This is a genomic window from Variovorax sp. YR634 (genome assembly GCF_900106655.1).
In the GTDB taxonomy this organism is placed as follows: domain Bacteria; phylum Pseudomonadota; class Gammaproteobacteria; order Burkholderiales; family Burkholderiaceae_C; genus Variovorax.
Genome location: NZ_FNOL01000036.1, coordinates 1 through 25,074, shown reverse-complemented (window position 1 = coordinate 25,074; position 25,074 = coordinate 1). Strand labels below are relative to the sequence as shown.

Annotated in this window: 28 protein-coding genes; 6 read left to right on the top strand and 22 right to left on the bottom strand. The window is 60.1% G+C overall.

Annotated features, from left to right (window positions below; translation table 11 throughout):
* Window positions 1-6 precede the first annotated feature (6 nt).
* Window positions 7-1,233, top strand: coding sequence for a trans-sulfuration enzyme family protein (locus BLV60_RS32720; RefSeq protein WP_176929060.1), 1,227 nt, complete (start codon window positions 7-9; stop codon window positions 1,231-1,233).
* Between the two features lie 11 nt (window positions 1,234-1,244).
* Here BLV60_RS32720 and BLV60_RS32715 read toward each other — a convergent pair whose 3' ends face one another.
* Entirely contained in the window at window positions 1,245-1,943 is a 699-nt protein-coding gene (locus BLV60_RS32715) for a FadR/GntR family transcriptional regulator (RefSeq protein ID WP_093059761.1), read from the bottom strand.
* Window positions 1,944-2,047: 104 nt separating this feature from the next.
* Here BLV60_RS32715 and BLV60_RS32710 point away from each other — a divergent pair, with 104 nt between their 5' ends.
* The 4 genes from BLV60_RS32710 (at window position 2,048) to BLV60_RS32695 (ending at window position 5,330) form a co-directional block, all read left to right on the top strand.
* A complete protein-coding gene (locus tag BLV60_RS32710; protein ID WP_093059759.1) occupies window positions 2,048-2,926 on the top strand; it encodes a fumarylacetoacetate hydrolase family protein in 879 nt (292 codons plus the stop codon).
* 62 nt (window positions 2,927-2,988) lie between these two features.
* Window positions 2,989-3,966 (top strand): Bug family tripartite tricarboxylate transporter substrate binding protein, encoded by a 978-nt coding sequence (locus tag BLV60_RS32705; protein ID WP_256329679.1) that lies wholly within the window; start codon window positions 2,989-2,991, stop codon window positions 3,964-3,966.
* Window positions 3,967-3,972: 6 nt separating this feature from the next.
* Window positions 3,973-4,875, top strand: coding sequence for an MBL fold metallo-hydrolase (locus tag BLV60_RS32700; protein ID WP_218132266.1), 903 nt, complete (start codon window positions 3,973-3,975; stop codon window positions 4,873-4,875).
* A gap of 74 nt (window positions 4,876-4,949) precedes the next feature.
* Window positions 4,950-5,330 (top strand): YybH family protein, encoded by a 381-nt coding sequence (locus BLV60_RS32695; protein WP_093059755.1) that lies wholly within the window; start codon window positions 4,950-4,952, stop codon window positions 5,328-5,330.
* A gap of 8 nt (window positions 5,331-5,338) precedes the next feature.
* Here the strand turns inward: BLV60_RS32695 and BLV60_RS32690 are convergent, their stop codons facing one another.
* The 19 genes from BLV60_RS32690 to BLV60_RS32600 form a co-directional block, all read right to left on the bottom strand.
* Window positions 5,339-5,725, bottom strand: a complete 387-nt coding sequence (locus BLV60_RS32690; protein WP_093059753.1) for a RidA family protein — start codon at window positions 5,723-5,725, stop codon at window positions 5,339-5,341.
* 44 nt (window positions 5,726-5,769) lie between these two features.
* Entirely contained in the window at window positions 5,770-6,762 is a 993-nt protein-coding gene (locus BLV60_RS32685; protein WP_093059751.1) for a LysR family transcriptional regulator, read from the bottom strand.
* A 180-nt stretch (window positions 6,763-6,942) separates the two neighbouring features.
* Window positions 6,943-7,773: a PhzF family phenazine biosynthesis protein gene (locus BLV60_RS32680; RefSeq protein WP_093059749.1), complete on the bottom strand. Its 831-nt coding sequence runs from the start codon at window positions 7,771-7,773 to the stop codon at window positions 6,943-6,945.
* 12 nt (window positions 7,774-7,785) lie between these two features.
* Window positions 7,786-9,153, bottom strand: a complete 1,368-nt coding sequence (locus BLV60_RS32675; RefSeq protein ID WP_176929058.1) for an MmgE/PrpD family protein — start codon at window positions 9,151-9,153, stop codon at window positions 7,786-7,788.
* 28 nt (window positions 9,154-9,181) lie between these two features.
* A complete protein-coding gene (locus BLV60_RS32670; RefSeq protein WP_093059745.1) occupies window positions 9,182-9,910 on the bottom strand; it encodes an amino acid ABC transporter ATP-binding protein in 729 nt (242 codons plus the stop codon).
* A complete protein-coding gene (locus BLV60_RS32665) occupies window positions 9,907-10,644 on the bottom strand; it encodes an amino acid ABC transporter permease (RefSeq protein ID WP_256329678.1) in 738 nt (245 codons plus the stop codon). The genes BLV60_RS32670 and BLV60_RS32665 overlap by 4 nt, the downstream gene beginning before the upstream one ends.
* Before the next feature lie 11 nt (window positions 10,645-10,655).
* Window positions 10,656-11,345, bottom strand: a complete 690-nt coding sequence (locus BLV60_RS32660; RefSeq protein ID WP_093059743.1) for an amino acid ABC transporter permease — start codon at window positions 11,343-11,345, stop codon at window positions 10,656-10,658.
* A gap of 34 nt (window positions 11,346-11,379) precedes the next feature.
* Window positions 11,380-12,192 carry a transporter substrate-binding domain-containing protein gene (locus BLV60_RS32655; protein ID WP_256329677.1) on the bottom strand — a complete coding sequence of 271 codons (813 nt, stop codon included), beginning with the start codon at window positions 12,190-12,192 and terminating at the stop codon, window positions 11,380-11,382.
* A gap of 24 nt (window positions 12,193-12,216) precedes the next feature.
* Entirely contained in the window at window positions 12,217-13,191 is a 975-nt protein-coding gene (locus tag BLV60_RS32650; RefSeq protein WP_093059741.1) for a dihydrodipicolinate synthase family protein, read from the bottom strand.
* Between the two features lie 42 nt (window positions 13,192-13,233).
* Window positions 13,234-13,551 carry an NIPSNAP family protein gene (locus tag BLV60_RS32645; RefSeq protein WP_093059739.1) on the bottom strand — a complete coding sequence of 106 codons (318 nt, stop codon included), beginning with the start codon at window positions 13,549-13,551 and terminating at the stop codon, window positions 13,234-13,236.
* A gap of 242 nt (window positions 13,552-13,793) precedes the next feature.
* The gene (locus BLV60_RS32640; RefSeq protein WP_371127428.1) at window positions 13,794-14,324 is read right to left on the bottom strand and encodes a RidA family protein; all 531 of its coding nucleotides are present in this window, start codon (window positions 14,322-14,324) and stop codon (window positions 13,794-13,796) included.
* The gene (locus tag BLV60_RS32635) at window positions 14,308-15,261 is read right to left on the bottom strand and encodes a proline racemase family protein (RefSeq protein ID WP_218132265.1); all 954 of its coding nucleotides are present in this window, start codon (window positions 15,259-15,261) and stop codon (window positions 14,308-14,310) included. The genes BLV60_RS32640 and BLV60_RS32635 overlap by 17 nt, the downstream gene beginning before the upstream one ends.
* 59 nt (window positions 15,262-15,320) lie before the next feature.
* The gene (locus BLV60_RS32630; protein ID WP_093059735.1) at window positions 15,321-16,211 is read right to left on the bottom strand and encodes a transporter substrate-binding domain-containing protein; all 891 of its coding nucleotides are present in this window, start codon (window positions 16,209-16,211) and stop codon (window positions 15,321-15,323) included.
* A 46-nt stretch (window positions 16,212-16,257) separates the two neighbouring features.
* Window positions 16,258-16,941: an ABC transporter permease subunit gene (locus BLV60_RS32625; RefSeq protein ID WP_093059733.1), complete on the bottom strand. Its 684-nt coding sequence runs from the start codon at window positions 16,939-16,941 to the stop codon at window positions 16,258-16,260.
* Window positions 16,941-17,687: an amino acid ABC transporter permease gene (locus BLV60_RS32620; protein WP_093059731.1), complete on the bottom strand. Its 747-nt coding sequence runs from the start codon at window positions 17,685-17,687 to the stop codon at window positions 16,941-16,943. The genes BLV60_RS32625 and BLV60_RS32620 overlap by 1 nt, the downstream gene beginning before the upstream one ends.
* 69 nt (window positions 17,688-17,756) lie before the next feature.
* Complete coding sequence (locus BLV60_RS32615) at window positions 17,757-18,491, bottom strand: amino acid ABC transporter ATP-binding protein (RefSeq protein ID WP_093059729.1); 735 nt, start codon at window positions 18,489-18,491, stop codon at window positions 17,757-17,759.
* 37 nt (window positions 18,492-18,528) lie between these two features.
* Window positions 18,529-19,737: a pyridoxal phosphate-dependent aminotransferase gene (locus BLV60_RS32610; RefSeq protein WP_093059727.1), complete on the bottom strand. Its 1,209-nt coding sequence runs from the start codon at window positions 19,735-19,737 to the stop codon at window positions 18,529-18,531.
* A 46-nt stretch (window positions 19,738-19,783) separates the two neighbouring features.
* Entirely contained in the window at window positions 19,784-20,488 is a 705-nt protein-coding gene (locus tag BLV60_RS32605; RefSeq protein WP_093059798.1) for a ribonuclease activity regulator RraA, read from the bottom strand.
* A gap of 9 nt (window positions 20,489-20,497) precedes the next feature.
* Window positions 20,498-21,283 carry an SDR family oxidoreductase gene (locus BLV60_RS32600; protein ID WP_093059725.1) on the bottom strand — a complete coding sequence of 262 codons (786 nt, stop codon included), beginning with the start codon at window positions 21,281-21,283 and terminating at the stop codon, window positions 20,498-20,500.
* Between the two features lie 167 nt (window positions 21,284-21,450).
* On the opposite strand from BLV60_RS32600, the gene BLV60_RS32595 reads away from it, so the two are divergent.
* Entirely contained in the window at window positions 21,451-22,449 is a 999-nt protein-coding gene (locus BLV60_RS32595; RefSeq protein WP_093059723.1) for a LysR family transcriptional regulator, read from the top strand.
* A 191-nt stretch (window positions 22,450-22,640) separates the two neighbouring features.
* Here the strand turns inward: BLV60_RS32595 and BLV60_RS32590 are convergent, their stop codons facing one another.
* Window positions 22,641-23,081: a helix-turn-helix domain-containing protein gene (locus tag BLV60_RS32590; protein ID WP_176929056.1), complete on the bottom strand. Its 441-nt coding sequence runs from the start codon at window positions 23,079-23,081 to the stop codon at window positions 22,641-22,643.
* Window positions 23,082-23,416: 335 nt separating this feature from the next.
* Window positions 23,417-24,934, bottom strand: a complete 1,518-nt coding sequence (locus BLV60_RS32585; protein WP_093059719.1) for a hypothetical protein — start codon at window positions 24,932-24,934, stop codon at window positions 23,417-23,419.
* Between the last annotated feature and the right edge of the window lie 140 nt (window positions 24,935-25,074).

Genomic DNA, 25,074 nt, shown 5'->3' with positions numbered 1-25,074 from the left:
AGATACATGACAGCGAACAACATTCAGCAGCGGCCCGACAAGGAGCAACCATCGAGCCTGTCATTCGACAGCCAGGCCGTGCACGCGGGGAACATGGTTGACGTCACGACAGGTGCGATCCGTACGCCGATCGTCATGTCGAACTCGTACCGATTGCCTGATGATCCATCGTCGCTCGATTGGTCGGACACTCAGACGCTGTTCTACACCCGCTGCTCGGGCCACAACCAGCTTTGCCTGGAGCGCAAGCTGGCCGCGATGGAGCATGGCGAGGCGGCAGCCGCTTTCTGCACCGGCGTTGCGGCGTTGCACGCCATCTTCTTCACCTTCCTCAAGAGCGGCGACCATGTGGTCGTGAGCGACGTGACCTATGAAGCGGTCTGGCGCCTCTTCAGCGAACTGCTTCCGCAGCGGTACGGCATTGACGCGACGTTCGTGGACATCAGCGACCTGGCGGCGGTTCGCGCCGCCATGCGCCCGAACACGAAGCTGATCCACGCCGAGACCATCGCCAATCCGACGACGAAGGTCGCGGATGTGCGAGCCCTTGCCGGGATCGCGCGCGATGGAGGCGCCATGCTGTCCATCGATGCCACGTTCACACCGCCGCCGATGTTTCGGGGCCTCGAACATGGCGCGGACCTTGTCGTGCATGCACTGACGAAATACATCAACGGACACGGCGATGCGATGGGGGGGGCGGTCATTGGTCGCGCCGACCTGATCCATCGGCTGAAGGCCGACGCGCTCGTCGACGTCGGTGGCTCCCTTTCGCCATTCAACGCATGGCTCATCATGCGCGGTTCGGTAACACTGCCTTTGCGTCTGCCAAGGCAGTTGTCCACAGCCCAGAAGATTGCGGAGTTTCTCGAAGAGGATTCCAGAGTTGCTTTCGTGACGTTCCCGGGCCTGCCGTCCCATCCTCAGCACGAACTCTCGTCGCGCCAGTTCGCGGGCATGGGACACGGTGCCGTCATGGCGTTCGCCGTCCGCGGCGACCCCGATGCGCAGAATCGCTTCGTGGCAAACCTACGGCTCATTACCTCGGCGGTATCGCTTGGCCATGATGAGACCCTGATCGTGCATGTCGGCAGAGACGGGCGAGGCGGGGCCGAATGCTATCCGAGTGAATTCCGTGAATACGGTCACCTGCGGTTGTCGATCGGCCTGGAAGACCCGGCCGATCTGGTTGCCGACATCAGGGCCGCGCTCGACGAAACCTTCACTCGATAGGAAACGTGAGGTTAGCGCGGGGCATGGCGATGGCCCTCCAGAAGATTGGCCTGGATGCGCAGAAGGTGCTGCTGTGTGAGTTCTCGAGCGCGCTCCAGGTCACGACGTCGTAGTGCCTCAAGGATCTCGCGATGGTCGCGTTGGTAGCGCAGGCGATTCTCGGGGGTAAGGCTGCGCTGCTTGAGCTTGCCCCAAAGCTGACTGCCCCGCGCACGACCAATCAACTCATACATCTCGCGGACGAGTGGATTGCGGGTGGAATGTGCGAGCGTGCGGTGGAAGCCTTCGTCTCCGGCTTCGAATTCGGCGGCGCTGCGTGCGTTCTCAGAGGCATCGAGGTAGGCCTCCATGGCGTCGAAGTCACGGGTCGTGGCGTTGTGCACGATGAGATCAACCATCGCCACCTCGAAGAGCAGTCGGGCCTGCATCACATCGGATGGGCTGACCTCTTCGGCCGGAATCTCCGAATGGCCAGCGAATGCGGGAGTAATGACCGTGCCGCTGCCGACCGTGCGTTCGATCAGTCCTTGCTCGTTCAGTTCGGCAAGCACCTTTCGCACGGCGCTACGCGACATGTCTAGCTGCTCCACCCACTCTCGTTCTGTCGGGAGCCGTTCTCCGGCGCCCGACGGACCGCTGTTCAAGCGTTCGAGGATGAGTTGGCGCATGCGATCAGCAGCTTCGCGGGATTGGGTTCGGGTGCGCTTCATGACCAATTCTGATTATTTGTGACCAATTTCGAAATTGGTTGCTCGAGATTTCCTGTTGACCTACATTTGCTTGGTCTTAATTTTCTTCCATTTTAATACCAATCATGAAATTGGTCACATTCATCAAAAACGGAAAAACTTGCATCGGACGTCTCAACGCTGACGGCCATGCAGTCCAGGACCTGAGCTCCATCATTCCCACTCAACCAGGTGACATGCTCGCCTTCATTCGCGGCGCGGGCCAGAGCCTGGCGGCCGCGACGCGCTGCGAAGCAGCATGGACGCCCATTGAAAGCGTGCAACTTGCAGCGCCAATCATCCGCCCGTCGCGCAACATTTTTTGTGTTGGTAAGAACTATCGTGAGCACGCAAAGGAGTTCAACGCCAGCGGCTTCGACTCCTCGGCAAAGGAGGTCGTGCCCGAGCGGCCGGTGATCTTTACCAAGGCCCCAAGCACTGTGATCGGTCAGGGCGCCGAGATTCCCTCATACCTCGACTACACCGGCTCGACGGACTACGAGGGAGAGCTGGCGGTCGTGATCGGCCTGGGTGGGCGCGGCATTGCCAAGGCCGATGCCATGCGGCATGTCTACGGCTACACGATCGTCAATGACGTCACCGCTCGCACTCTCCAGCAGTCGCACCGCCAGTGGTTCATCGGCAAAAGCATCGATGGCTTCTGTCCGATGGGCCCTGCGCTTGTCACGGCCGACGAGGTCCCGGATCCTGCAGCACTCCGCCTGAGCACACGCGTCAACGGCGAACTGCGTCAAGACGCAAGCGTGTCTGAACTGATCTTCGACATTCCGACGCTGATTGCCGATATCAGCCGCACCATGACGCTGGAGCCGGGCGATCTGATCGCCACGGGTACATGTGCCGGTGTGGGTATTGGCTTCACGCCGCCAAGGTTCCTGAAGCCTGGCGATGTGGTCGAGGTCGAGATCCAGCCGATTGGGGTGCTGCGCAACCCCGTGGCGTAAGCGAGTGCTGGTGGATTGATATCACCGCCGCAGAAAAAGAACGCATACCCAGGAGACAAACCATGCGCAGCTTCCTCGTTGCCGGCTTCGTGGCCATGCTTTCCTTGCTTGGTCCTGGTCTCGCAGTTGCCCAAGGAGGCTATCCCGACAGACCCATCACCATGATCGTGCCATTCCCGCCGGGCGGGGTCGCCGACACGGTAGCTCGACCGGTGGCAGAGGCCCTCTCTCGGGAGCTCAAGCAACCCGTCGTCATCGAGAACAGGGCGGGTGCTGGCGGGGCGCTAGGCATCGGCGTAGCAGCGCGCGCGCAACCCGACGGTCACACCGTGTTGTTCAGCCTGTCCTCGATCTCGATCCTGCCTGAGGCCGACAAGATCCTGGGTCGCAAGCCTGCCTACCAACTCAATCAGTTCAAGCCCGTTGCGCGCTTCACGGCCGATCCAACCGTGCTTGTCGTGCGTGCCGATGCACCATGGAAGACGCTCGCGGAGTTCGTCGAGGACGCGCGGAAGAACCCGGCCAGGTACAACTACGGCAGTTCGGGAAACTACGGGACGATGCACGTTCCGATGGAGATGCTGAAGTCGGCAGCGCATTTCCGTATGACTCATATTCCCTTCACCGGGGCCGGGCCTGCGATGGTGGCGTTGCTCAGTGAGCAGGTTGATGCGCTCGCGACGGGCCCCTCAACAGTGGTGCAGCACATCAAGTCCGGCAAGCTGCGCGCCTTGGCCCATTGGGGCGAGCACCCCGTGCAGTCGTTGCCGGGTGTACCGAGCCTTGCTGAACTTGGCTACCCCTCCGCGCAGTTTGCACAGTGGTCCGCGTTGTTCGTACCCGCGGGAGCGTCTGACGCGGTGGTGCTGCGCCTGCGCGAGGCATCGCGCAAGATTGCCTCCGATCCCGCGCTGCAGCAGACCGTTGAACGGTCCGGCAGCCCCGTCGCGTACTTGGACGCACCGCAGTTTCAGGCCTACTGGGACAAGGACGCGAGCGTGATGACCGAGGCGGTTCGGCGCATCGGAAAAGTGGAGTAGACAAGGATGTACAAGTTTCAACGCAGGAGCGCGCTCGGCGCCCTGGCTGCTGCGATGGTCACCGCAGCCATGCCGGGCTACGTCGCGGCGCTCCCGACAGGAGGCATCATGAGACGGATTGCAAGTGGGCGTCACCACGCATCGTTCGAGTTCGGGGATCTGAAGATCATCGCACTGAGGGACGGGTATGTAGACATGCCGCCGACGAGGTTGCGGCAAAAATCCGGAGACACTTTCGACACGCTGCCTGCCAACATCCCTCTCGTGGGTGGCCAGCTTCGACTGTCGGTGAACGCTTACCTGATCATTGAGGGCAAGCAGCATGTCCTGATCGATACCGGCGCTTCCAACAGCTGGCATCCCACCATGGGCGCATTGCTGGAGGGGCTGCGAGAAGCTGGCATCGACCGGCAAGAAATCACGCAGGTTGCGTTGACCCATACCCACGAGGACCATGTGAATGGTCTTATCGCGCCAGACGGTTCAGAGGCCTTTCCACGAGCCACCCGGGTCTTTGTTCCGAAAGAGGAGACGTCGGCGTTCACCGGTCGACTCGCACGGCTGAAGGATCGCTTGACGCCAATCGACGACAAGTTTGCTGTCAGCGAGAGGATTACGACGGTCAAGGCGGCGGGGCATTCGGCCGGACACACAGCATATGACGTGGTGAGCAGCGCAGGGCATCTGCTGGTGTGGAGAGACATTGTTCACGTTCCCTCGATTCAATTCGAATACCCGGAAATTGCGTGGGAGTTTGATGACGATCAAGCCAGAGCGCGTGGCGCTCGACAGGTACTCATGGAGCTGGCGACTCGGCCGAACTACCTCATAGCGGGAGCACACCTGGACTTTCCTGGGATCGGGCATGTGGTGCGTCGCGAAGACAAATTCGTATTCAAGGCCATCTGACTCATGGCGTATCTACTCGGCCACTTGCAGAAAGACCCGGGCTTGGGCATGAGTCCGAGAAGGAAGATCTAGCAATGCAACAGAACAGACCCGCCATCGATGCGATCCTGGAGCGCTATCAGGCATGGATGCAGGCGATTCGCGACGGCGATCTCGAGGCGATCCTCGACATATATGCCGAGGACGCGACCTACATGCCTCCGGGAAAGCCTGCTTTCTCAGGCAAGCAAGCATTGCGCGAGATCTGGGGAAATTACCTTCAACGCGAGGAGTTCTCCGCGCACTACTCGCCCACAATCCACATTTCAGAAGCTGGCGACATGGCCTACGACATCGGCCGCTATCGGATCACCATGAAGAAGGACGGTCGCTCTGTGGCGTTCGAAGGGAAACATGTCGTTGTCTGGAAGCTCATTGCGCAACGATGGAAGGCGGTGGTCGACATGTCTGCATAGCGCGCGATTCAGCGCGCCGCGACCGCCTGAATCTCGACAAGCAGGTTGTCCTCCGCGAGCCCGGCGACGATGACCATGGTTGTCGCAGCGGCATGACCTGCGAATCGACGTTCGCGCTCCTTGCGGTAGAGAGGTACGAGGTCGGGGTGCGTAATAAATCCGTCGACCTTGACCAAGTCGGTCACTTCCATTCCGGCATCCGCCAGTACCGCTAGCAGGTTGTCCCACGCCAGCTTGATCTGGCCCTGCGGATCACTTAGAACAACGCCGTCAGGTGTAACGCCCACCTGGCCTGAAATATGAAGCCAGCGCGCGCCGGCAGGTGCCGAAGCGCCATGGCTATAGCAGGAAAACGGTGGTGCGATGCCGGTGGGGTTATGCAGTTTGATGGTCATGGTCAGGTCTTTCGAGATCGGGGTTTCATGGCAAGTCACGAGGTCTACCCATTGGCCGCCATTCGCATGGTCCACTCGGAACTGTCATTGCCAGAGCAAACTCGAACCCCATTGAATCGCTCCAGTGATGGCAGCGATCGATGCACTTCCTCCATCATTGCAGCGGCCGCAGGAGAAAGAGACCGACCCGCTCGCGTAAGAACGCCGACCGTACGAAACAATGTTGGCTCTTCGAGCAACCGAAAGCTCAGGCAATCCAACGGCGCCCGTTTCGCGGCGAGTGCAGACATTGCGCAAACTCCAGCGCAGCGGCTCAACAGCGTTGCGATCGTCGAGGTATTGGAGACCCGGTATCGCGGCTCTCTGATCTCTGCGCTCAGGACACCGGTCTGCGTCAGCTGATGCTGCATTCCAAGATCCGGGCTGAATCCAACAACGCGATAGCGATGCAATTCTTCCCAATGGATCGCGCCGGAACGCTGCGCCAGCGGGTGGTCAGGCGCCGTCACCACTCCATAGGTATCCTCGAACAAGGGCGTGAAATCCAACTGTCCGTTGGGCTCCCAGGGGCTACAGATGCCGAAATCGACGTCGCCGCTCAAGATGCGCTGCTCAACCGCCTCCGAATTGTCTTCGCGAAGATACAGGTCAACACCAGGACATCTCTCGATAAAGGCTGCTGATGCCTCCGACAGGAGCAAGGCCATGACCGATGGAACGGCGCCGACCCCGAGTTTTCCCCGCTCGCGCTTTCCCAATGCCCGCATTTCCTTGATCGAGGAATCGAAGTCGTGCAACAGGCGACGAGCCGTCGGAAGGAATTCTTCAGCGGCACTCGTCAACTCCAGCCGTCGCGTTGACCGGTCAAACATCTTCAGACCCAGATGCTGCTCCAGATGCTGGATCGTCAAGCTGAGCGCCGACTGGGTAACGAACAGGAGCTCCGCTGCTTGTGTGAGGCTGCGGTGCTCAGCCACCGTCACGAAGGCTCGCAGGTGCCGAATGGAAGGAGGCTTTCCCGGATGGCTATTGCTCATCGTCTGGTCTCATGCTGCACGTGTGACACGTTTTGGTCGACGAATGAGGATCGTGAGAAGCGCGCGCTCGGATCAGCCGCTTCCAGAAAGTCTAGTCATTACCCTCCGCAGTTTGTGCGAAGAATTGGCATCTGTGACATTGCCTTTTTTCCAAGGTATTCCGACGCTTTTCGAGCGTCTTCAAGTGTCGACTGGCATCACGGAAGGTACGACGATCGACCCCGTCAGATAGAGCTTGCAGGAGCCCGAGAGAAGTAGGCGATCCGCCCGCACGAGGCAGACCATCTGACCACCTCTCTGCGAGAGTTGCCGGGCGTGCAAGTTGGTCTTGCCAAGACGGCGGCCCCAGAAAGGAGCGAGGGTGCAATGGGAGGTTCCCGTGACTGGGTCCTCTGGCACGCCCTTTGTCGGCGCGAAATATCGCGAGACAAAGTCGCAACCACTCCCGGCCGCGGTCACGACCAGCCCCGGAAGGGGAAGCCCCATGACGGCCATCAGATCCGGCTGGACTGCCGACACCGCTGCCTCGTCTTCGAGCACGCACACGTAGCGGTCAACGCTCTCCCAGACTTCCTGGATGTTCGCCCGCAGCACGCGCTCCAGCTCTGCCTTGGGAATCGACGTCGAAGTGATGGGCCGAGCCGGCAGATCGAGCACATAGTCGTCCGCGCCGACACTGACATGGAGAGATCCGCTGGCGGTAGCCAGCTCAACCACCGCGCCTTCGTGCACCAGACCCAGAGCCTTGTGCATCACGGCGACCGTGGCCAGCGTCGCATGCCCGCACAGAGGCACTTCCACGCTCGGCGTGAACCAGCGCAACGGAACTGGTGTTTCAGCGAGTCGAAAGAAGGCCGTTTCCGAAAGGTTGTTCTCTGCCGCGATCGCTTGCAGCAAATCATCCGATGGCCATGCGCCATCAATCGCAACTACCGCGGCGGGATTTCCACGGAACAAAACACCAGTGAAAGCGTCAAGCTGCCAGATGGGAAAAGTCGTATCACCAGTCATGCGTGGGTTGTTTTAGCGCGCGAGCACAGGAGAAAGCGCGTCACCATGCGACGCTCCGCCCTCGAGAGCATTTGCGTAAGCACTCGGGCTCGGCACTTTTTGCCTCAGCAGAAGACCAATGGCAATCACGCGTTCGCGGGCCACTTTTCCGTGCGCCAGGACCTCAAGTTTTCCCAGCAACTGAGCATCCGTGAACGAGCGGCTCGGATCTCCATCGGCGGTATCTCTTTGCTCCCGGTACGACTGTCCGCCGCGCGTTCGGATCAGAACGCAAGTCGGCGTTGCGGATGGATAGAGAGGGTCCAATTCCGGCGCGTGCTCGAGCGCAATGCGTTCGGCCAGGCCGATCACCCGAGGGTCATCCAGCATGGCACTTTCAAGAGGAAGCAAGGCCTCCTTGCCACGCACGAGCGCTGCGGCAACGGCGAAAGGCAGACTGAACTGAGCAGACTCGAACGAACTCGGCCTCGCCTCATTGGGCAGGTCGATCGCCGTTCGAAAAGTACGAATCGTGATCTGATCGACATCCTCCATGGCCAGCCCTTCGCGCTGGACAATGGTCACGGCTGCATCGATCGGTGCGTGCGCAAGGCGGCAGCACGTGTATTGCTTGAAATAGGTCCTGCCAAAAGCGAGCGTGCCGCGCGGGGAAAGTTCGAGCTGGTGAACGTCATAAATGCCGGTACTCTCAATAGCGTCTGGATCCCCGCGGTAGCCCTGCGCGGCCAACAGTGCGGAGGTCACCCCGGACAGCAATCCGAAAGGAACGCCTTCCTTGATGTGGCCAGTCATCTGGATTCGTGATCCGGCCGGCCCCAGCATGGGGGCACTGTGCACTGCGAGCGAGATCGCGTTTTCGAGCATCGCCTCATTCAGGCTAAGACATATCCCTGTGGAAATGGCCGCACCAACCCCTGCCCACCGCCCGGATGCGGAGAAAGGCGGAGCCTCCGCTGCACCGAGGCGGGCGCCGATCTCGCATCCGGCCAGAACGGCATGCGCAAATGTCGCGGACGACACGCCGGCCCGCGCGCCGTACGCCACCGCCGCCGGGATCACGGCCGCGCCCAAATGGCCGCGCGCGGATCGATTGCCATCATCGACGTCCAGGGCGGACATTGCACTCGAGTTCACGAAGGCAGCGCCAAGGGCGTTCAAACCCGTCGTGTCCCCGAACCACGCCTGCATGCTTCCTGACCCGAGGCTCTCCGCGGCAAACTGCGTCGCCATACGGGCGGCGCTGGAATCGCATCCGCCCGCCGCGGCAGCGGCGGCGTCGATGAGACATTGCCTGATCAGCTTCTGATTGGCACTCTCCTCAACCTCCGCCTTGAGCTGGAGCGCCAGAGAAGCCAGCGCGCGCGCTACCTTGACCGCCATGTGCCCAGTCCTGATTGCACTCGGAATCTCAATGCGCGCGGATGTCCGCAACGAACTTCTGCGCCCGAGGATGAATGGGCGACGCAAAAAATTCGGAAGGTGATGCCCGCTCGAGGACTTCACCATCGGCGATGAACCAGACGCGATCTGCGACGTCGCGCGCGAAGCCCATCTCGTGCGTCACGCACATCATCGTCATGCCATCGTTCGCCAGTTGCTTCATCACCTGAAGCACTTCACCCACCATCTCCGGGTCAAGAGCGCTGGTCGGTTCATCGAACAGCATGACGGGAGGGTTCATCGCCAATGCTCGCGCAATCGCCACCCGCTGCTGTTGCCCGCCCGAGAGCTGTCCCGGGAAGGCGCCAGCCTTGTGTTTCAACCCGACCTTTTCGAGCAACTGCATGGCCTGCTCGTGAGCCTGCTTCTTCTGAATACCAAGGACGCTGATGGGGGCCAGCGCAACGTTGTCTCTGGCGCTGAGATGTGGAAAAAGATTGAACTGCTGGAAGACAAAGCCGATCCCGCTACGAAGCTTGTTCACCGACGTTGCGCTGGCGTTCACATCGACCTCCCCGACAACAATCCTGCCCTTGTCGATAGGCTCCAGGCGATTGACCGTGCGAATCAATGTCGACTTGCCTGACCCGGATGGCCCGCAGATCACGACCACTTCACCACGGTTGACACGCTCGTTCACGTTCTTGAGAACGTGGTGCTCACCGTACCACTTGTTGACTTCGGAGAATTCGATCATGACGAGATACCTGCAAGCGAGGGGTTCGCGGGAATTGGAGTCGCAGCCTGGCCCAGTCGCTTGCGCAACACCCTGCGCTCCAACAGGCGGGAGATTCGACTCAGGGAGTAACAGAGGACGAAGTAGATGGCGGCGAGGATGAAATAGACCTCGAACGGACGGGTCAGAAGTTGCGCATTGATGCTGTTCGCGGAGAAGGTCACTTCGTGCGCACCGATGATGTGTGCCAGGGACGTGTTCTTCACGATCAGGACGAACTGGTTCATCATGCTCGGCAAGCAGTTGAACAGGGCTTGCGGAAGAATCACCTTCCAGAGCGTCATTGCATAGCTCATCCCCAACGATCGGGCCGCCTCGGTCTGACCCTTAGGCAGCGCGCCGATCGCCGCGCGGATGGCTTCGCCAAGATAGGCGCCCTCGTAGATCACCAGTGCACAGATCACTGTCACCGTGGCCGATGCCTTCACTCCCGTCAAGAGTGGCAGCATGAAATACGACCAGAAGATGATCAGCAGCAGCGGGAGCCCGCGAACGGCGGTGACGTAGACCGAAGCCACCCGACGGACGACAGGGATCGGACTGCTTCGTGCGATTGCAACAATCACCGCGACCGGGAATGCGAGCAACAGCGCGGCCAGCGACATCGCAAGCGTCAACGCCAATCCGCCCATAGGTCCATCGGGATACTGCCCCACGAGGAGCAACTGGCCATACTGCGAAAGTATTTCGATCACGTGTGATTCCTTCAGCGTCCGGCGTGGGTTGATTTCTCCAACCGGCTGCCGATTCCCATCAGCGTCAAGGTGCAGGCCAGGTAGATGACTGTCGGGGTCAGGTAGGAGGGAAAGGTCGCATACGTCTCGCCATCCAGTTGGCGCGCCACGTACATCAGGTCGTTGACACCGATCACCAAAGCCAGGCTCGTTGTTTTCAGCAAGCTCAGCGACTGACTGACCAAAGCGGGAGCAGCCCCTCGAACGGCCTGGGGCACGACGACCAGCCGCATTGCCTTGAAAAATCCCATGCCCAATGCGCGGGCAGCTTCGGTCTGCCCGGAGGACACGGCCCGGATGCCACTGCGCAGATCCTCGGAGATGTACGCCGCCGCGTTCAACGAGAGCGCGACGACGGCAAAGAAGAAGGCGCTCAGATGCGCATTTGTCCAGGCGTGCCAGGAGGCCGGCAATATCTCTGGCACGCCAAAGTACCAGACGAAGATCTGCACGATGCTGGGGACGTTGCGGTGGTACTCAACGAAAGCGCCGACCAATGCCGATGGAATGCGCCCCGCCATGCGCAGCACGACGAGCACGGCACCCAGTGCGTACGCGGCAATCGCAGAGACGATGAACAGCTGTAGCGTCGTGGCGAAACCGCGCAGGAACAGCAGTTGGACATCGGGCTCGGCGAGCACCGAGAAGGATTGAAGGTTCATGGTCGACGCTTCCGAGGATCCGGTTGCGCAGGGATCACTGCTGGAATTCGGTCACGGCGGTCACCTTCTTGTCCCGCGTGAGCTTGTACTCCGTGGTCGGGCCGTACCAGCGATCCCAGATCGTCTGCAGGCGCCCGGAGGTCTCCAGCTTGTCCAGAGCGACGTTCACAGCCGAGAGCAACGCCGGCTCACCCTTGCGCACGCCAATGCAGTCGTACTCCCAGAACAGCGCCTCGTCCAGGAACTCGGTCTGGCCGTTGGAGCGATTGTGAAAGCCGATGCCCGCGCTCTTGACCATCGACATGCCTTGTACCTTGTCCTGCATGAGCGCGAGGTATGAAGCAGGGCCATTGTCGAGCGCGACCACCTCCGTGCTCTTCAACTTCTGACGGGCGAAGACTTCGGATGTCGAACCACGGTTGGCACTGACCTTCTTGCCTGCCAGGTCGGCGAAACTCTTGATGCCGGAGCTCTTCTTGACCAGAACCGAGACCGGAACGGACATGTAGGCGGATGAGAAGTCGATCTGCTTGGCTCGGGCGGCGGTGTAGGCCAGCGAGGCAGTCATCACATCCACGTGTCCGGTCATCAGCGACGGGATGCGTGCATCGACGGACACAGCCTTCAACTCGAGCTTCACGCCCAGGTCCTGCGCAATCGCTCCACAGATGTCCACATCGAGGCCGACGAGGCTGCGCGTTTTCGGATCCTCATAGCCGAGAGGAACAAGATCACCGAGAACGCCGCATATCAGTACGCCTCTCGCTTTGACATCCGAGAGCCCGTCGGCCCAGGCGGACGACATTCCGATAGCCATTCCAAGGATTGCAAGAATCATTTTTTTCATACATGTCTCCGTTAAAAATCAAACTTATGAGGCGATTTGGTATGCGCTGATCAGGCGGTCTTCTCCATGGCTCGCGAGTTTTCTCTGGAGGCGCGCGAGTATCTGGCCAAGCTCTTTGTGGTCGTTTGCGTCCAATGACGGACCTGGGGAGCGCACGCGGGCGGTCGCAATGAGTCCACGACGGCGGAAGATCTCCTTGCGTATCGCCAAACCGATGCCGGGCTGCTGCTCGTGGCGAATCAGAGGCAGGAACAAGTCATACAAGTCCTCCGCCGATTCGGATTGCCCGTCGAAGAATCGACGACAGACCTCTATCAACATCTCTGGAAACGCCACACCCGTATTGGCGCCATCGACCCCGCGGTGCAGCTCTTGCGGGAGGTGGATGCCGCTGTTTCCGACCAGGATGCTCACGCGATCTCGTCCGCCCGCGGCCTCTTGGGCTCTCAGCGCAGAGATTTTGCTGAGCGCGGATCCTTCTTCGTGCTTGACGACCTTGATGCTCCGATGTTCCTTGAGCAGCTTGTCGAGAAGGCCCGCAGACAGGTACACACCGGAGTTCTGCGGATAGTCCTGCAAGACGATGGGCACGTCATCGCCAATGCTCTTGATGAGGCCCTGGAAGAAGTTCGCCACTTGATCGTCGGTCTTCAATCCACTGGCGGGCGGAAGCATGATCCCGGAGGCGCCGGTATTCATTGCCTCGTGCACAAACTCTCTCAGGTTGTCGAAGCCGACATGGCTTGCTCCCACGATGACTTGTGCTCTCCCGTCGATTCGGCCGAGTGCGCGCCTCAGAATCTGCATGCTTTCCTGTGCAGAGAGCTTTGTCGCTTCGCCGAGTACGCCGAGATAGGTCACGCCTGATACGCCGCAGGAAATGAAGTGATCCGTCAGGCGGTCAAGGCTTGTGAAATCAACCGCTCCGTCGTCCGAAAAAGGAGTGACGGCGATCGGGTAAACGCCACGCGCTTGGGTGGTCAGAAGATTTGTGCTCATGCTGTTCTTGCGATGAATGGATCTGGTGGTGGAACAGGACCTTCAAATCTTTGACCAGGGCGCCGAGACGACTAGCTGGTTCTCCTGCCTCTGGATGTACTTCCCGGCGGCTGTCTTCTTCTTGTATTCGATCCAATCTGGATCTCTTTCCATGGCGGCACGCCTGCCCTGCCTGTCTGCGGCGTCCTTGTAGCCCCAGAGGTGGACTACTTGATTGAGCTCGCCCACTTCGGAGATGAAATAGCCGAGCGGATCGCCCACATGACGGCGCTGTACCGGCAGGCCATGCGATTCATAGACCTCGAGATATGCCTTGAGCAACCCTGGGAAGACCGTATAGGTACGGATATCGACCAACATTTGCTTTTCCTCTTCTGCTTGATTCAGAGGACTTTAGGCACCGGTATGGTTCGGATCAATCGATTAATTTCGCTGGATTCACAAGCAAAAACGATGGGTGTATTGCGATGAAAGAAGCGGGGCGGCCGTCGCACCCTCGTCGGTCGACGGGTCTTCCAGACGAACGCGCGCTCCGCGACCACCGCATCACGGCGGTCACGGGATTCGAAACAACGGATGGCCGCTGCGAAAGCCGGCCCGAATCAGGACACCTGGAAGATGGCCTCGACTTCCACGGTCATGCCGTTGGGAAGCGACCCCATTCCCACGGCGGAGCGGGCGTGCCGGCCCGCTTCTCCGAATACATCGACAAGCAGCGCCGAACAGCCGTCGATGACTTTGAAATGCTCGGTGAAGGTCGGCTCTGCATTGACCATGCCGAGAAGCTTGACGACGGCACGCACGCGATGCAGTTCACCCAGCGCCTCCTTCAAAGTCGCGAGCATGTTCAACCCCGTCAATTGAGCGTCCGCGTAGGCGCCGGCAATCTGATCGGCGCTGCCGATCCGGCCGACTCGGTATGTGTTGTCCGGCAACCGGGGGCCATGGCCCGCAAGAAAGATCAGGTCCCCTACACGCCGATAGGCAATGTAGTTGGCTCGTGGAGGCAGCGGCGCGGGAAGGGTCAAGCCCAACGAGGTCAGGCGTTCTTCGGGTGTCATCGTCAATCTTTCATCGAAGGGTTCGTGCGATTGCATCGCTGGTGGAACGCCACGCTCAAAGCTGGAAACCATGGGGAAAGATATCGGAGGGGTCGAGCATGAATTCCGCAGTCCCGACAATCCAGGCGCGTCCGGTGATCTGGGGAATGACGGCGGGGATGCCATCCACGGTAGCAACGCCGATCAGTCTCCCCTCGAAGCGAGATCCGATGAGCGATTCACACACGAGAGGCTCGCCCAACCCGAGCTCCCCTCTCGCGTGCGCCAGGGCCATTCGCACGGACGTCCCCGTCCCGCACGGAGAACGGTCAAAGTATCTCGGCTCCTTCACCATGAGGTTGCGCGGCGGCCGAGGTCCGACGGGAGCTTCGGTGAACAGCGACGACCGCAAGGCCCCCAGATCACTCCCCGTCGGTGACTGGAACGGCACCTGCTCGCGTGTGGCGGCAACGATCTTGAGCCCGAGATCGATGAAGCGATCCAGATTCTCCGGCTCGATGCGCATCTTCAGTTGCGCCACGTCGACCATCGCATACACATTGCCGCCATATGCCAGGTCAACGGCAATGTCTCCGAAGCCCTGCACCTGCACACGCGCGTCGCGCGCCAGGATATAGGTGGGGACGTTGGTGAAAGTCACGTCGAGCGCCTTGCGCCCTTCCACACGGACCTTCGTCACGATCAGCCCGGCAGCGGTGTCCAAGCGGACTTCGGTGCAAGGCGCCTTGGCTTCCACCAATCCACGCTCGACGATCATGGTGACCAGTCCGATCGTTCCATGACCGCACATTGGCCAGAATCCGCCTCCGCTCATGTAGATCACACCGAAATCGGCGTCCGCACGGGTCGGTGGCGTGAGGATCGCGTACATCATCGGGCCGTGGCCTCGGGGTTCGCTCACGAGAAGCTCGCGGACCCATTCGAGATTCATCCTGGCCCATGCCAGCCGCTCGCCCATCGAATTTCCGGGGATGGGCGGCAAGCCTTCAACGATGACACGCAGGGGCATGCCCTCGGCGTGTGTGTCCACGGTCCTCACAGATACGGGTGTAAACATCTGGCGATCTCTCACTGGAATGCGCGATCGTTGGGATTGGCGAACGCCTCGCGCAACTGATCGGACAACGGGAAATTCAAGTTGATGCCTTTGGGCGGGATCGGCGACATGAACCACTTCTTGTAGAGTTCAGCCGCCTTGCCTGAAGTCATGAAGGGAGTCAGCGTCTCGTTCACGAACGCGCGAAACTGCGGATCATCCTTGCGCAATACCAGTGCGTAGGCCTCGAAGGATTGGGGTTTTCCAACGACTTCATAGTCCTTGGCATTCGGCGACTTGGCGAGCTGGCCGTAGAGGAGTGCGTCATCGATGAAGAAGCCCGCGGCCCTTCCAGTCTCCAGCGTGAGGAACGACTCGGCATGGTCTTTGGCACTGATGATGTTCATGCGCATGTTGTTCTTGCTGTTCATCTCGCGCAGGATCTGCTCAGGCGTCGTACCCTGGGTCGTGACGACGTTCTTCCCGACAAGATCCGTGAACTCACGGACGCCCGAGTTCTTTTTCACCAGCAATCGCGTGCCGATGACGAACGTGGTGTTGGAAAACGCGACTTGCTTCTGTCGAGCCAGGTTGTTGGTGGTCGACCCGCACTCGAGGTCCACGGTTCCGTTGCTGATCAACGGCAGCCGGCTCAGCGGCGTTGTCGGAACCTCCTTCACAACCAAGTTGGGAAGATTCAATTTCTGTTTCAGCGCCGCGACCACAAGCCCGCACAGCTCGGCGGAGTAGCCGATGATTTTTTGGTTGTCGTCGTAGTACGAGAACGGAACCGCGGATTCGCGGACTCCGAGTGTGAAGACGCCGGTTTTCTTGACTTTCTCCAATGTCCCTCCCTCCTGTGCAACCGCGGAACCCGCGATCATGGACGCGAACAGAATCAGCGAAGGAATGATGAGCTTCATGGTGGTCTCCAGCGTTTGAATAGAGAAAGTAGGTCGGTTAGACCGGCTAGGACTTCGCATTGCTTCTCTGCAGAGCCTTGACCCCTGCGGAAGCAAGCAACGAAATGAGGAGATAGACACTTCCCGCGAAGATGATCATCCCCACCGTCGTGCTGTCACGATCGGCAATGTTCTTCGAAGTTCGGAAGAAATCGGAAAGTCCGATGACGTACACCAGTGAGGTGTCCTGGAACAAGGCGACGCTCTGTGTCATGAGTGCCGGGACCGTCGCGCGCATCGCCTGTGGGAGCACGATGAGGCGCATGGCCTTGAGATAGGACATTCCCAGCGCCTGCGCGGCATTGAGCTGGCCCCGTGAGACTGCCTGAATGCCCGCGCGGATGATCTCGGCGAAGTACGCAGCTTCGAACAGGCAGAAGGCCACCATGGCCGAGACCAGCCGGATATCCGTGCGAGGGGAGAGATCGAAGACGCTTTGAATCAACTGCGGAACCATCAGGAAGAACCACAGCAGCACCATCACAAGTGGAACGGATCGCATGACCGTCACGTAGGTGTGGGCAAACAAGGCAACGGGCTTGAGCGACGAGAGCCGCATGACCGCGAGTACGGCCCCCCAGGCAATGCCCACGCCCACCGCAACAACGGTGATCTTGAGCGTCACGACCATGCCCGTTGCCAGTGCAGGCAGCGAGTTGGACAACGCTTGAAGGAAGTCAATGATGACCATCACTTGCCTCCGATATAGCCGGGAAGCCGCAACGATTTCTCGAGGAGGCGCATCGAGAACATGACGATCATGTTGATCGTCATGTAGATCAGCGTGGCCACGATGAACGATTCATAGGGATGTGCCGTGTACTCGCTCACTTGTTGGGACTGGGCGGAGAGATCCAGCAATCCGATCGTGGAAGCGACGGCGGAGTTTTTGAACACATTGACGAACTCGGAACTCAGTGGCGGAATGGCCACCCGGAACGCGACAGGCAGCAGTACGTAGCGGTAGGCTTGGGGGAGCGTCAGCCCCAGCGCAAGCGCGGCGGCGCGCTGGCCGGGCGGCAGCGTGCCGATGCCTGAGCGAACGTGCTCACATACGCGAGCGCCCATGTACAGCCCGATGCAAAGCACGGAGGCGGTCAACATCTGCGTGTTGGAGGGCAGCTCCTTGAACCAGGTGCCGAGACGCCCTGGCACGACTTCCGGCATGACGAAGTACCATGCGAAGAGCTGCACGATGACCGGCACGTTGCGAAACACCGCGACGTACACGGTTGCGATGGACCTGAGCTTTTTGTTCGGAACCGTGCGCAAGATCCCCATCAGCGTGCCGATGGCGAGCGCAATCACGATCGCCAAGAGGCCGAGAACAATGGTGTTGTAGAGGCCTGCAAGAAGCCAGTCGAGATAGTTCGACGGCTCGCCCGTGGAGACGGGCTCCAGAAAGACGCTCCAATTCCATGAATAGGTCTGAGCCATAGATCGCCTGCGTGTCCTGTTCTTGCCTGCACTGTCATTCGATGGGGTGAGCCTTCTGCGTAGCCGTGGTCAGTGATGCAGGATCCTCGAGAGGAACAACTTCGCCCGCTCTGTGCGACCTTCGCTGTTGCCGAAGAACTCTTCCGACGGCGTGTCTTCGAGAATCTTGCCTTCGTCCATGAAGATGACTCGATCGGCCACGCTGCGGGCGAAGCCCATTTCGTGGGTGACGCAGACCATGGTCGTTCCCTCGCTCGCAAGCTGCACCATGACGTCCAGCACCTCGCTCACCATTTCGGGGTCGAGGGCCGACGTTGGCTCATCGAAGAGCATGCAGATAGGACCCATGGATAACGCGCGCGCGATCGCGGCGCGCTGCTGCTGGCCACCGGACAGCTGGGCAGGATATTTGTGTGCATGGCTCTTGAGTCCGACACGCTCAAGCAGCGCGATCCCGGTGGCCTCCGCCTCATTCTTGCTGCGGCCCAGCACCTTGATCTGCGCAATGGCCAGGTTCTCGATGATGGACAGATGCGGAAAGAGCTCGAAGTTCTGAAAGACCATCCCTACTTGCGAGCGAAGCCTGGACATGTCGGTCCGGCGGTCACTCACGGATATGCCGTTGACCGTGATGCTGCCCTGATTGATGGGCTCCAACCCGTTGATCGTCTTGATGAGGGTGGATTTTCCCGAGCCTGAAGGTCCGCACACCACCACGACCTCACCCTTCTCCACCCGAGTCGTACAGTCGGTCAGAACTTTGAAGGCACCGTATTGCTTCGATACGTGGTTGATGTCGATCATGATGGTCCTGTGTCGAGCGAAGGGTGACGTGGTCGGGTCAGGACATCGCGAGTTCGTCGCACGCGAGCAGGATGCGGCGACATGCCTCCTCAAGCACCTGCATCGGCGCCGCGAACGACAGTCGGATCGCCGGCGAGCTGCCGTACGCGGCGCCGTGCACCGTCGCGACGAGATGCTCCTCGAGCAGGTGCGTCGCAAGATCCTGGTCCGACTCGATGCGTCGCCCCTTCTTGGTCGTGGTCCCCATGAGTCCTTGGCAAGCTACGTACACAAAGAATGCGCCTTGCGGGTTGGGGCACTGAAGCCCCTTGCCGTTTTGCAGCATGGAGACCACCAGATCCCTTCTCGCCTGGTACTGCTGCAGCCATTCGCCGAAAAAGGCCCTAGTACCGTTCAGCGCGGCTACGGCGGCAGCCTGAGTCACCGAGGACGGGTTGCCGCTCGTCTGGGATTGAAGCGTGCTGATGGACTTGATCAGGGCGGCAGGGCCGCCGGCATAGCCCAGTCTCCATCCCGTCATCGAGAACGACTTGGAGACCGCGTTGACCGTGACCGTCCGCTGCGCGAGCTGCGGATTGGCCTGGGCGAACGATGTGAACCTCGTGCCGTCGAACACGAGGTATTCGTAGACGTCGTCGGTCAATATGTGGACGTCAGGAAACTCGGCGAGCACGCGGCCCAGGGCCTGGAGTTCTGCTTCCGTATAGACAGCCCCCGTCGGGTTGCCTGGCGAATTGATGAGCAGCCATTTTGTTCGTGGCGTGATGGCTTGCCGAAGCTGTGCGGGGCTGATCTTGTAGCCCTGCTCAGGTGTCGCCTGGATGAATACGGGCGTCCCCCCGTTGAAGCGAACGATGTCCGGATACGAAACCCAGTAAGGCGCCGGGATGATGACCTCGTCCCCTTCGCTCACGGTACAGGTCAGTACGTTGAACAGCACCTGCTTTGCACCCGCGCCAACGGTGATCTCGTTCGGCGCGTATGTCAGCCCGTTCTCTCGCCTGAATTTGTCGCTGATCGCTTGCTTCAGCGCGGCGGTTCCATCGACTGCGGTGTACTTGGTCTCGCCCCCGAGCATCGCTGCATGAGCCGCTTCGATGATGTGAGGTGGTGTCGGGAAATCAGGTTCGCCAGCAGTCAGGTTGCACACGTTCTTGCCCGAGGCGATCAAGTCCCGTGCGCGCCCCAACGCCACCAGGCTGGGGGATGGTGCGATGCGATCAAGTCGATCCGCGAGGAAGCTCATGAGAAAAATCCTTGTCCTGTAATGAAATGCGGATGTCCGAGGTGCTTCAACGTGCCTGGAGAGCACGTCGATAGCGCTCCTCGTTTTCCTGGCTCATCGGGTACAACCCCGTCAGCGGCTGGCCACCCTGAACTTCTTGCAGGATCCAGGCTTCCATGAGCTCTTGCTCTGCTGCGATCTCGGCAACTTCTTCCACCATGGTCACTGGAATCACAATGGCCCCATCGTCATCGGCCACGATGACGTCTCCCGGGAAGATCGCGACGCCACCGCAGGAGATCGGCTGATCCCAACCGACGAACGCGAGTTGCGCAACGGCCGGAGGTGCAGCGATGCCGCTGCACCAGACCGGCAATTCGCTGGAGATGACTCCGACACGGTCCCGGACCACGCCGTCGCTGATGAGCCCCTTGACACCACGAGCCCGCATGCGTGCGCACAGGATGTCGCCGAAGATGCCGGCATCCGTGCGTCCCAGGGCATCGGCAATGGCGATGCATCCGGAGGGCATGCTTTCGACAGCTGCGCGGGTCGAAGTGGGAGAGGACCACGCCGCGGGTGTGTTGATGTCTTCACGGCCCGAGATGAATCTCATGGTGAATGCAGGGCCCGCGATTCGGGGCTGGCCAGCGGCAAGCGGTGTACTACCGCGGATCCAAACGTTGCGAATGCCCTTCTTGAAGAGCACCGTGGTCAGCGTGGCTGTCGTGGCACTTGTCAGCTTGGCCAGCACTGCTTCGTCGTACACCATGTTCATCCTTTAGATACTCGGGATCAGTCCGCCATCCACCCGGACAACGGAACCCGTGACATAAGAAGCCTGCGAGCTGGCGAGGAACGAGACGACGTTTGCGTACTCATCCGGCGTTCCATATCGACCGGTGGGAATGCTTGAGACGCTTTCCGCGGCCACCTCTTCGATCGACCGCCCCTCGCGCCTGGCCTTCTCGGCATCGAGAAACTGGATGCGCCCTGTTGCGATCCGGCCGGGAACGATCATGTTCACCGTGATGCCTTGTGAGGCGACTTCGCGAGCGAGCGTTTTCGACCAGCCCACCAGCGCGCTTCGAAGGGAGTTCGACAAACCCAGATTGGGAATCGGCGCGATCACGCCCGACGATGCGCTGGTGATCACACGCCCCCACTGCTTGGAGCGCATGCCGGCAAGCACCTTGTCCGTGATGGCGATCACAGGCTGGACCATCTTTCCGAAGTTGAGTGCCCAGACGTCTTGGTCGATGCCTGAGATCGGCGATGGCGACGGACCGCCGGTGTTGTTGACCAGGATGTCGATGGGTCCCACGTGCTTCGTGATGACCGCCAGATTTGCGTCGATTGCACGCAGGTCGGTGATGTCCCAGACATGCGAGAAAACACCATTGCCGAATTCGCCCAACCTCTTGGCGACTGCATCGAGCTCGATTGCATTGATGTCGGCGATGGCGACGTTGCAGCCCTCGCGGCCCAGCGACTGGGCGATGGCGGAGCCGAGGCCGCCAGCGCCGCCGAGTACCAGTGCCGTCTTTCCATTGATCCCGAAGTCCATCTCGTTTCCCCAAGTTTTCTGCATCAGAGGAGCCGAATGTTAGGAAGCGATGCGACTTTCCACAATGGAATTGTTTTTGATCTAAACATGCCAAAAAGGAAAATATCAGCCTGCCGTGCGGCTGCGCTTCGGAATGCAGTAAATTGCAAAATCGGAATGTCGAAACCATGCCAGTTTCCCTTTTGGCAAGTTCCGACTTCAAGTCGAACATCACCTTTTCGGGTCAGCCTATGGTCACTCTGAAGCAGTTGGAGGCGTTCTTCTGGGCGATCGAGCTGGGGAGCCTCGAGGAGGCCGCGACGCGGCTTCACACCACACAGTCGGCGATCTCAAAACGCGTGCAGGAACTCGAATCCGCGCTCGGTATTCCGCTGTTCGACCGCAGCAAGCGGCGTGTCCATGCCACGGCGTATGGGCAGGAGATCCTCCCGCTCATCGCCGAGATGCTGAATCTGCGGACTCGCCTGATCGATATCGCGACCGCGAAAGAGCACCCTCCACGTACCCTTCGGCTTGGGGTGACAGACCTTACCGCGCTGACCTGGCTTCCACAGTTGATACAGCGCGTTCGATCAAGCCATCCGCACGTCACGCTGGAGCCGATTGTCGATACGAGTTCGCTGCTGGTGGAGCGGCTTCGATCTGCACAGCTGGATCTCGTTGTGGTTCCTGACGCGTTTCGCGAATCGCAGTTTGATACCGTGCCACTGGACTCCGTCGAGTACGCGTGGATGTGCAGTCCGAGCTACTTGCCTGAGCAGACCAGCATGAAGCTCCAGGAGCTTCAGAACTTCACCATCATCAGCCAGCTGCACGGTTCGGGCCTGGGCCAGATCATGAAACGGTGGTTGTCGGAAAACCAGGTGAGTGCGGAGGGCGGCCTCTCCAGCAGTAACCTCACGGCGATTGCCTCGCTCACACTTTCGGGGATGGGGATCAGCTACCTCCCCAGGAAAATCTTCGATGACGTTGTCCAATCGGGTCAGCTTCAAATCATCAAGACTACGCCCGCGATACCACGCATCCCCTACGCGCTGATGTACCGAAAAGGCGCCGCCGATGAGCTGCTGCGCTTCGTAACGTCTGTTGTGACAGATACATGCGACTTCGCTCGGATGCTGCCTGGCTACTTTACGGCGAGCGTGCCGCGGTCTTCGATCCGTTGAAGACAACGGCAGCTTTGATATGCCCTTGCCCTCCTACAGAAAGCGGGCACACAGGAAAGCGAGACCCTCAACTGCGTTTCTGGATAGCGTGGTTCAAGTCCACTCGCTCGATCAGGCCTACCGCCGAAAATCGCGAATAGTTAGGTGGCGCAGGTTCGAATCCCGCTTCCTAGCTCTCGCAGGACGCCGCGTTATCGCTCGGCTAGACGCTCCGCTACTTCGCGTGCACCGAGGTTTCGTACTGCCGCGAGATTTTCGAGTTGTGCTGCCCGTGGACGTGCCTTGCCTTGTTCCCAGTGGTAGATAGTCTGCCCAGAGACTCCAACCAACTGCCCGTAGCTCGCAGCGGACAACCCAAGCCTTGCACGATGCGCCACAAGCCTGGCAGCGCTGAATCGACGCTTCGTGGCTTCTGCAGTTTCATTGGGCGAATCAGGCGCCGTGGCGGGGCGCGCCCCGCCTTTCGCAACACGGCGCAATTCTTTCTCAAGCGCATGCACTTGGCGACGCAGCTCTGCAATTGACGCGCGATGCGCAACGGAAGCTTTCTTGAGCGTTTCTATCTCGGCACGCACTTCCTTGCGAGCAACGCGAGAAATTTCAGCTTTGAGGATTGAGGCGACATTTGGCATGGCCACATTGTGCGGCCTCATTGCAGCGCCTATGTTCTGTCGTCGATCTTGCAAGCCTGAGTGTGAAGAGCGACAGCGGTCGGCATCGAGGCGATCCCCTGAGCGGCTTTTTCTCCCCAGCCTCTACCAGCGCCGAACCGCTGTCGAGAGGCAGTGTGCGTGACGGAAGTGAAGTCAGGGTGAAGTTCGTGAAGGAGTTCTGTGAAACGATACTGACCATCCTGTTTTCTGCGACTCCCATACCGGAGGTAGAGGACACCAAGGTCGACGCGTCGCTTCGAGCAATCTTCGGACAACGGGATATGGCCAGATGCAGTCGTTGGCGACCGTCCGCTTTACAGGCGCACTCCACGGAAGGATTCGCTCTGCTGCAGCGCTGCGCTGCGACGGTCCCCAAGATCCACCAAGGCATCCAGGATCTGCAATAGCTTCCGTGCGAGTTCCGTGGGCAACGGGTGCTGGCGATCCGCGTGTGCCTGAACCAATCTGGCGACCGCCGCCGGGATGTGCGTACCTTTCCATCCGGCGGGGAGTCGTCCGTCAATCATTTGTGCCAGTATCAAGTCAGCGAACGCCTCCGCAGGATAGTCACCGCCGGCCTGCTCGCACAGCTTCACGAATTGATCGGCCACGTAGGGTATCCAGCCTGCTTGACGGACGAGCGTTTCCACCAGCGGCAGAACTTGCGACAGGTCACTCCAGCGCCCGTTGGCAAACCGTGTTGCCCCGTTCGCCCCCTCGACAGCCACAAACAGCAATGTCTTGATCAACTCGGGCAGGTCGAAACCACTGAGCCGTCCATCGTTGTAGCGGGACCTCCGGAAGTCGCGGTGCTCCAGCGCCCGGTCAAGGACTGCGGTCAACAGACCGAGGATGCGAGGGTCGATCTGAAGTGCATCTAGGATGCCCGAGGCAGCCAAGGCACCCGCGAACGGGGCGAGCATCCGCATCGAGATCTCGTCGGGTTGGTCCAGGATGGCTCCCAGCAACCTGTCACGGAACTCCGCTTCGGGCAGGTACACCGCCACCCCCGCCAGCAGCCGCCCCAATTGCCGTTGCCATTGACGCTGGTCCGCACCATCCCGCTCCCGTCCTTGACGCCGCTCGGACCGCCACGCTGGATTCAGCGTGTCCAGGGTCCAATCAACGAACGCTTCCAGGGCCTGGACGTAGCGATCCCTCGCTGCGCTACGCATGACGGCCTCGGTCGGAACGCGCTGTAGCACCGCCGACGCAAAATCGCTAAGCCAGATTTCGTCCGACCGGTGCCACCCTTCCTCATCGTCGTACCGATGCAGGTCTCCGGCGTCGAGTGCCTCTTGTGTCCAGGACGGCATGGGCTGTACCCATGATGGAAAACTGCTGCTGGACGCCAACTCGCGCATTGCTTCGGACACGGCAGCCGTCCTGCGCTCTTCTTCGATGCGGCCGCGAGCGGCCGAGTCAAGCCTGTGCTCATCCAGTGTCCGCCTATATTGCGCAAGGCGAAGCCCCAGGTTGAACCCACACCACGCGAAATGCGAATCCCGCTCCCAGCAGCTGGCGATGCCATCTATGGCCATCAGAGAGACGACCTCTAAGGGATGGGCCACCAACCGGTAAAGTGCCTCGCGGTCGGCGGCATTCTCACGCCCGCTTCTGATGCCAGCCGCCAGCGCCCGGGCCACAAAAATCTTGGGGTGCCAGGAAATCCGAGATCTGGCCATGACGTCGTCCCTCGGCGCCTCCGCCTGATTCAGATACGAATCCAACGTGGCGCGAGCCCAAGTGGTGTGTTCGGCCAGCCCATCGAAGCAAATTGCCACTGCGGCCGTACCGGCGATGCAACCATGCGCCACCGCATGGTCGGGCATCAGCGATGCCGCTGTTTGTTAGTGCCGATGCAATCTTGACCAGCTGGGGGTGCGGATAAAAACTTGGACTGGTTTTATGTTGCAAGTCCAAGGCTCACCCGGTATTCGATAGGGCTGAGAGAGCCAAGGGAGATCTTGAT

Coding starts and splice junctions, on each gene's coding strand:
- BLV60_RS32720 (WP_176929060.1), top strand. CDS start 7: ATGACAGCGAACAACATTCAGCAGCGGCCCGACAAGGAGCAACCATCG.
- BLV60_RS32715 (WP_093059761.1), bottom strand. CDS start 1,943: ATGAAGCGCACCCGAACCCAATCCCGCGAAGCTGCTGATCGCATGCGC.
- BLV60_RS32710 (WP_093059759.1), top strand. CDS start 2,048: ATGAAATTGGTCACATTCATCAAAAACGGAAAAACTTGCATCGGACGT.
- BLV60_RS32705 (WP_256329679.1), top strand. CDS start 2,989: ATGCGCAGCTTCCTCGTTGCCGGCTTCGTGGCCATGCTTTCCTTGCTT.
- BLV60_RS32700 (WP_218132266.1), top strand. CDS start 3,973: ATGTACAAGTTTCAACGCAGGAGCGCGCTCGGCGCCCTGGCTGCTGCG.
- BLV60_RS32695 (WP_093059755.1), top strand. CDS start 4,950: ATGCAACAGAACAGACCCGCCATCGATGCGATCCTGGAGCGCTATCAG.
- BLV60_RS32690 (WP_093059753.1), bottom strand. CDS start 5,725: ATGACCATCAAACTGCATAACCCCACCGGCATCGCACCACCGTTTTCC.
- BLV60_RS32685 (WP_093059751.1), bottom strand. CDS start 6,762: ATGAGCAATAGCCATCCGGGAAAGCCTCCTTCCATTCGGCACCTGCGA.
- BLV60_RS32680 (WP_093059749.1), bottom strand. CDS start 7,773: ATGACTGGTGATACGACTTTTCCCATCTGGCAGCTTGACGCTTTCACT.
- BLV60_RS32675 (WP_176929058.1), bottom strand. CDS start 9,153: ATGGCGGTCAAGGTAGCGCGCGCGCTGGCTTCTCTGGCGCTCCAGCTC.
- BLV60_RS32670 (WP_093059745.1), bottom strand. CDS start 9,910: ATGATCGAATTCTCCGAAGTCAACAAGTGGTACGGTGAGCACCACGTT.
- BLV60_RS32660 (WP_093059743.1), bottom strand. CDS start 11,345: ATGAACCTTCAATCCTTCTCGGTGCTCGCCGAGCCCGATGTCCAACTG.
- BLV60_RS32655 (WP_256329677.1), bottom strand. CDS start 12,192: ATGAAAAAAATGATTCTTGCAATCCTTGGAATGGCTATCGGAATGTCG.
- BLV60_RS32650 (WP_093059741.1), bottom strand. CDS start 13,191: ATGAGCACAAATCTTCTGACCACCCAAGCGCGTGGCGTTTACCCGATC.
- BLV60_RS32645 (WP_093059739.1), bottom strand. CDS start 13,551: ATGTTGGTCGATATCCGTACCTATACGGTCTTCCCAGGGTTGCTCAAG.
- BLV60_RS32640 (WP_371127428.1), bottom strand. CDS start 14,324: ATGGTTTCCAGCTTTGAGCGTGGCGTTCCACCAGCGATGCAATCGCAC.
- BLV60_RS32635 (WP_218132265.1), bottom strand. CDS start 15,261: ATGCCCCTGCGTGTCATCGTTGAAGGCTTGCCGCCCATCCCCGGAAAT.
- BLV60_RS32630 (WP_093059735.1), bottom strand. CDS start 16,211: ATGAAGCTCATCATTCCTTCGCTGATTCTGTTCGCGTCCATGATCGCG.
- BLV60_RS32625 (WP_093059733.1), bottom strand. CDS start 16,941: ATGGTCATCATTGACTTCCTTCAAGCGTTGTCCAACTCGCTGCCTGCA.
- BLV60_RS32620 (WP_093059731.1), bottom strand. CDS start 17,687: ATGGCTCAGACCTATTCATGGAATTGGAGCGTCTTTCTGGAGCCCGTC.
- BLV60_RS32615 (WP_093059729.1), bottom strand. CDS start 18,491: ATGATCGACATCAACCACGTATCGAAGCAATACGGTGCCTTCAAAGTT.
- BLV60_RS32610 (WP_093059727.1), bottom strand. CDS start 19,737: ATGAGCTTCCTCGCGGATCGACTTGATCGCATCGCACCATCCCCCAGC.
- BLV60_RS32605 (WP_093059798.1), bottom strand. CDS start 20,488: ATGGTGTACGACGAAGCAGTGCTGGCCAAGCTGACAAGTGCCACGACA.
- BLV60_RS32600 (WP_093059725.1), bottom strand. CDS start 21,283: ATGGACTTCGGGATCAATGGAAAGACGGCACTGGTACTCGGCGGCGCT.
- BLV60_RS32595 (WP_093059723.1), top strand. CDS start 21,451: ATGCCAGTTTCCCTTTTGGCAAGTTCCGACTTCAAGTCGAACATCACC.
- BLV60_RS32590 (WP_176929056.1), bottom strand. CDS start 23,081: ATGCCAAATGTCGCCTCAATCCTCAAAGCTGAAATTTCTCGCGTTGCT.
- BLV60_RS32585 (WP_093059719.1), bottom strand. CDS start 24,934: ATGCCCGACCATGCGGTGGCGCATGGTTGCATCGCCGGTACGGCCGCA.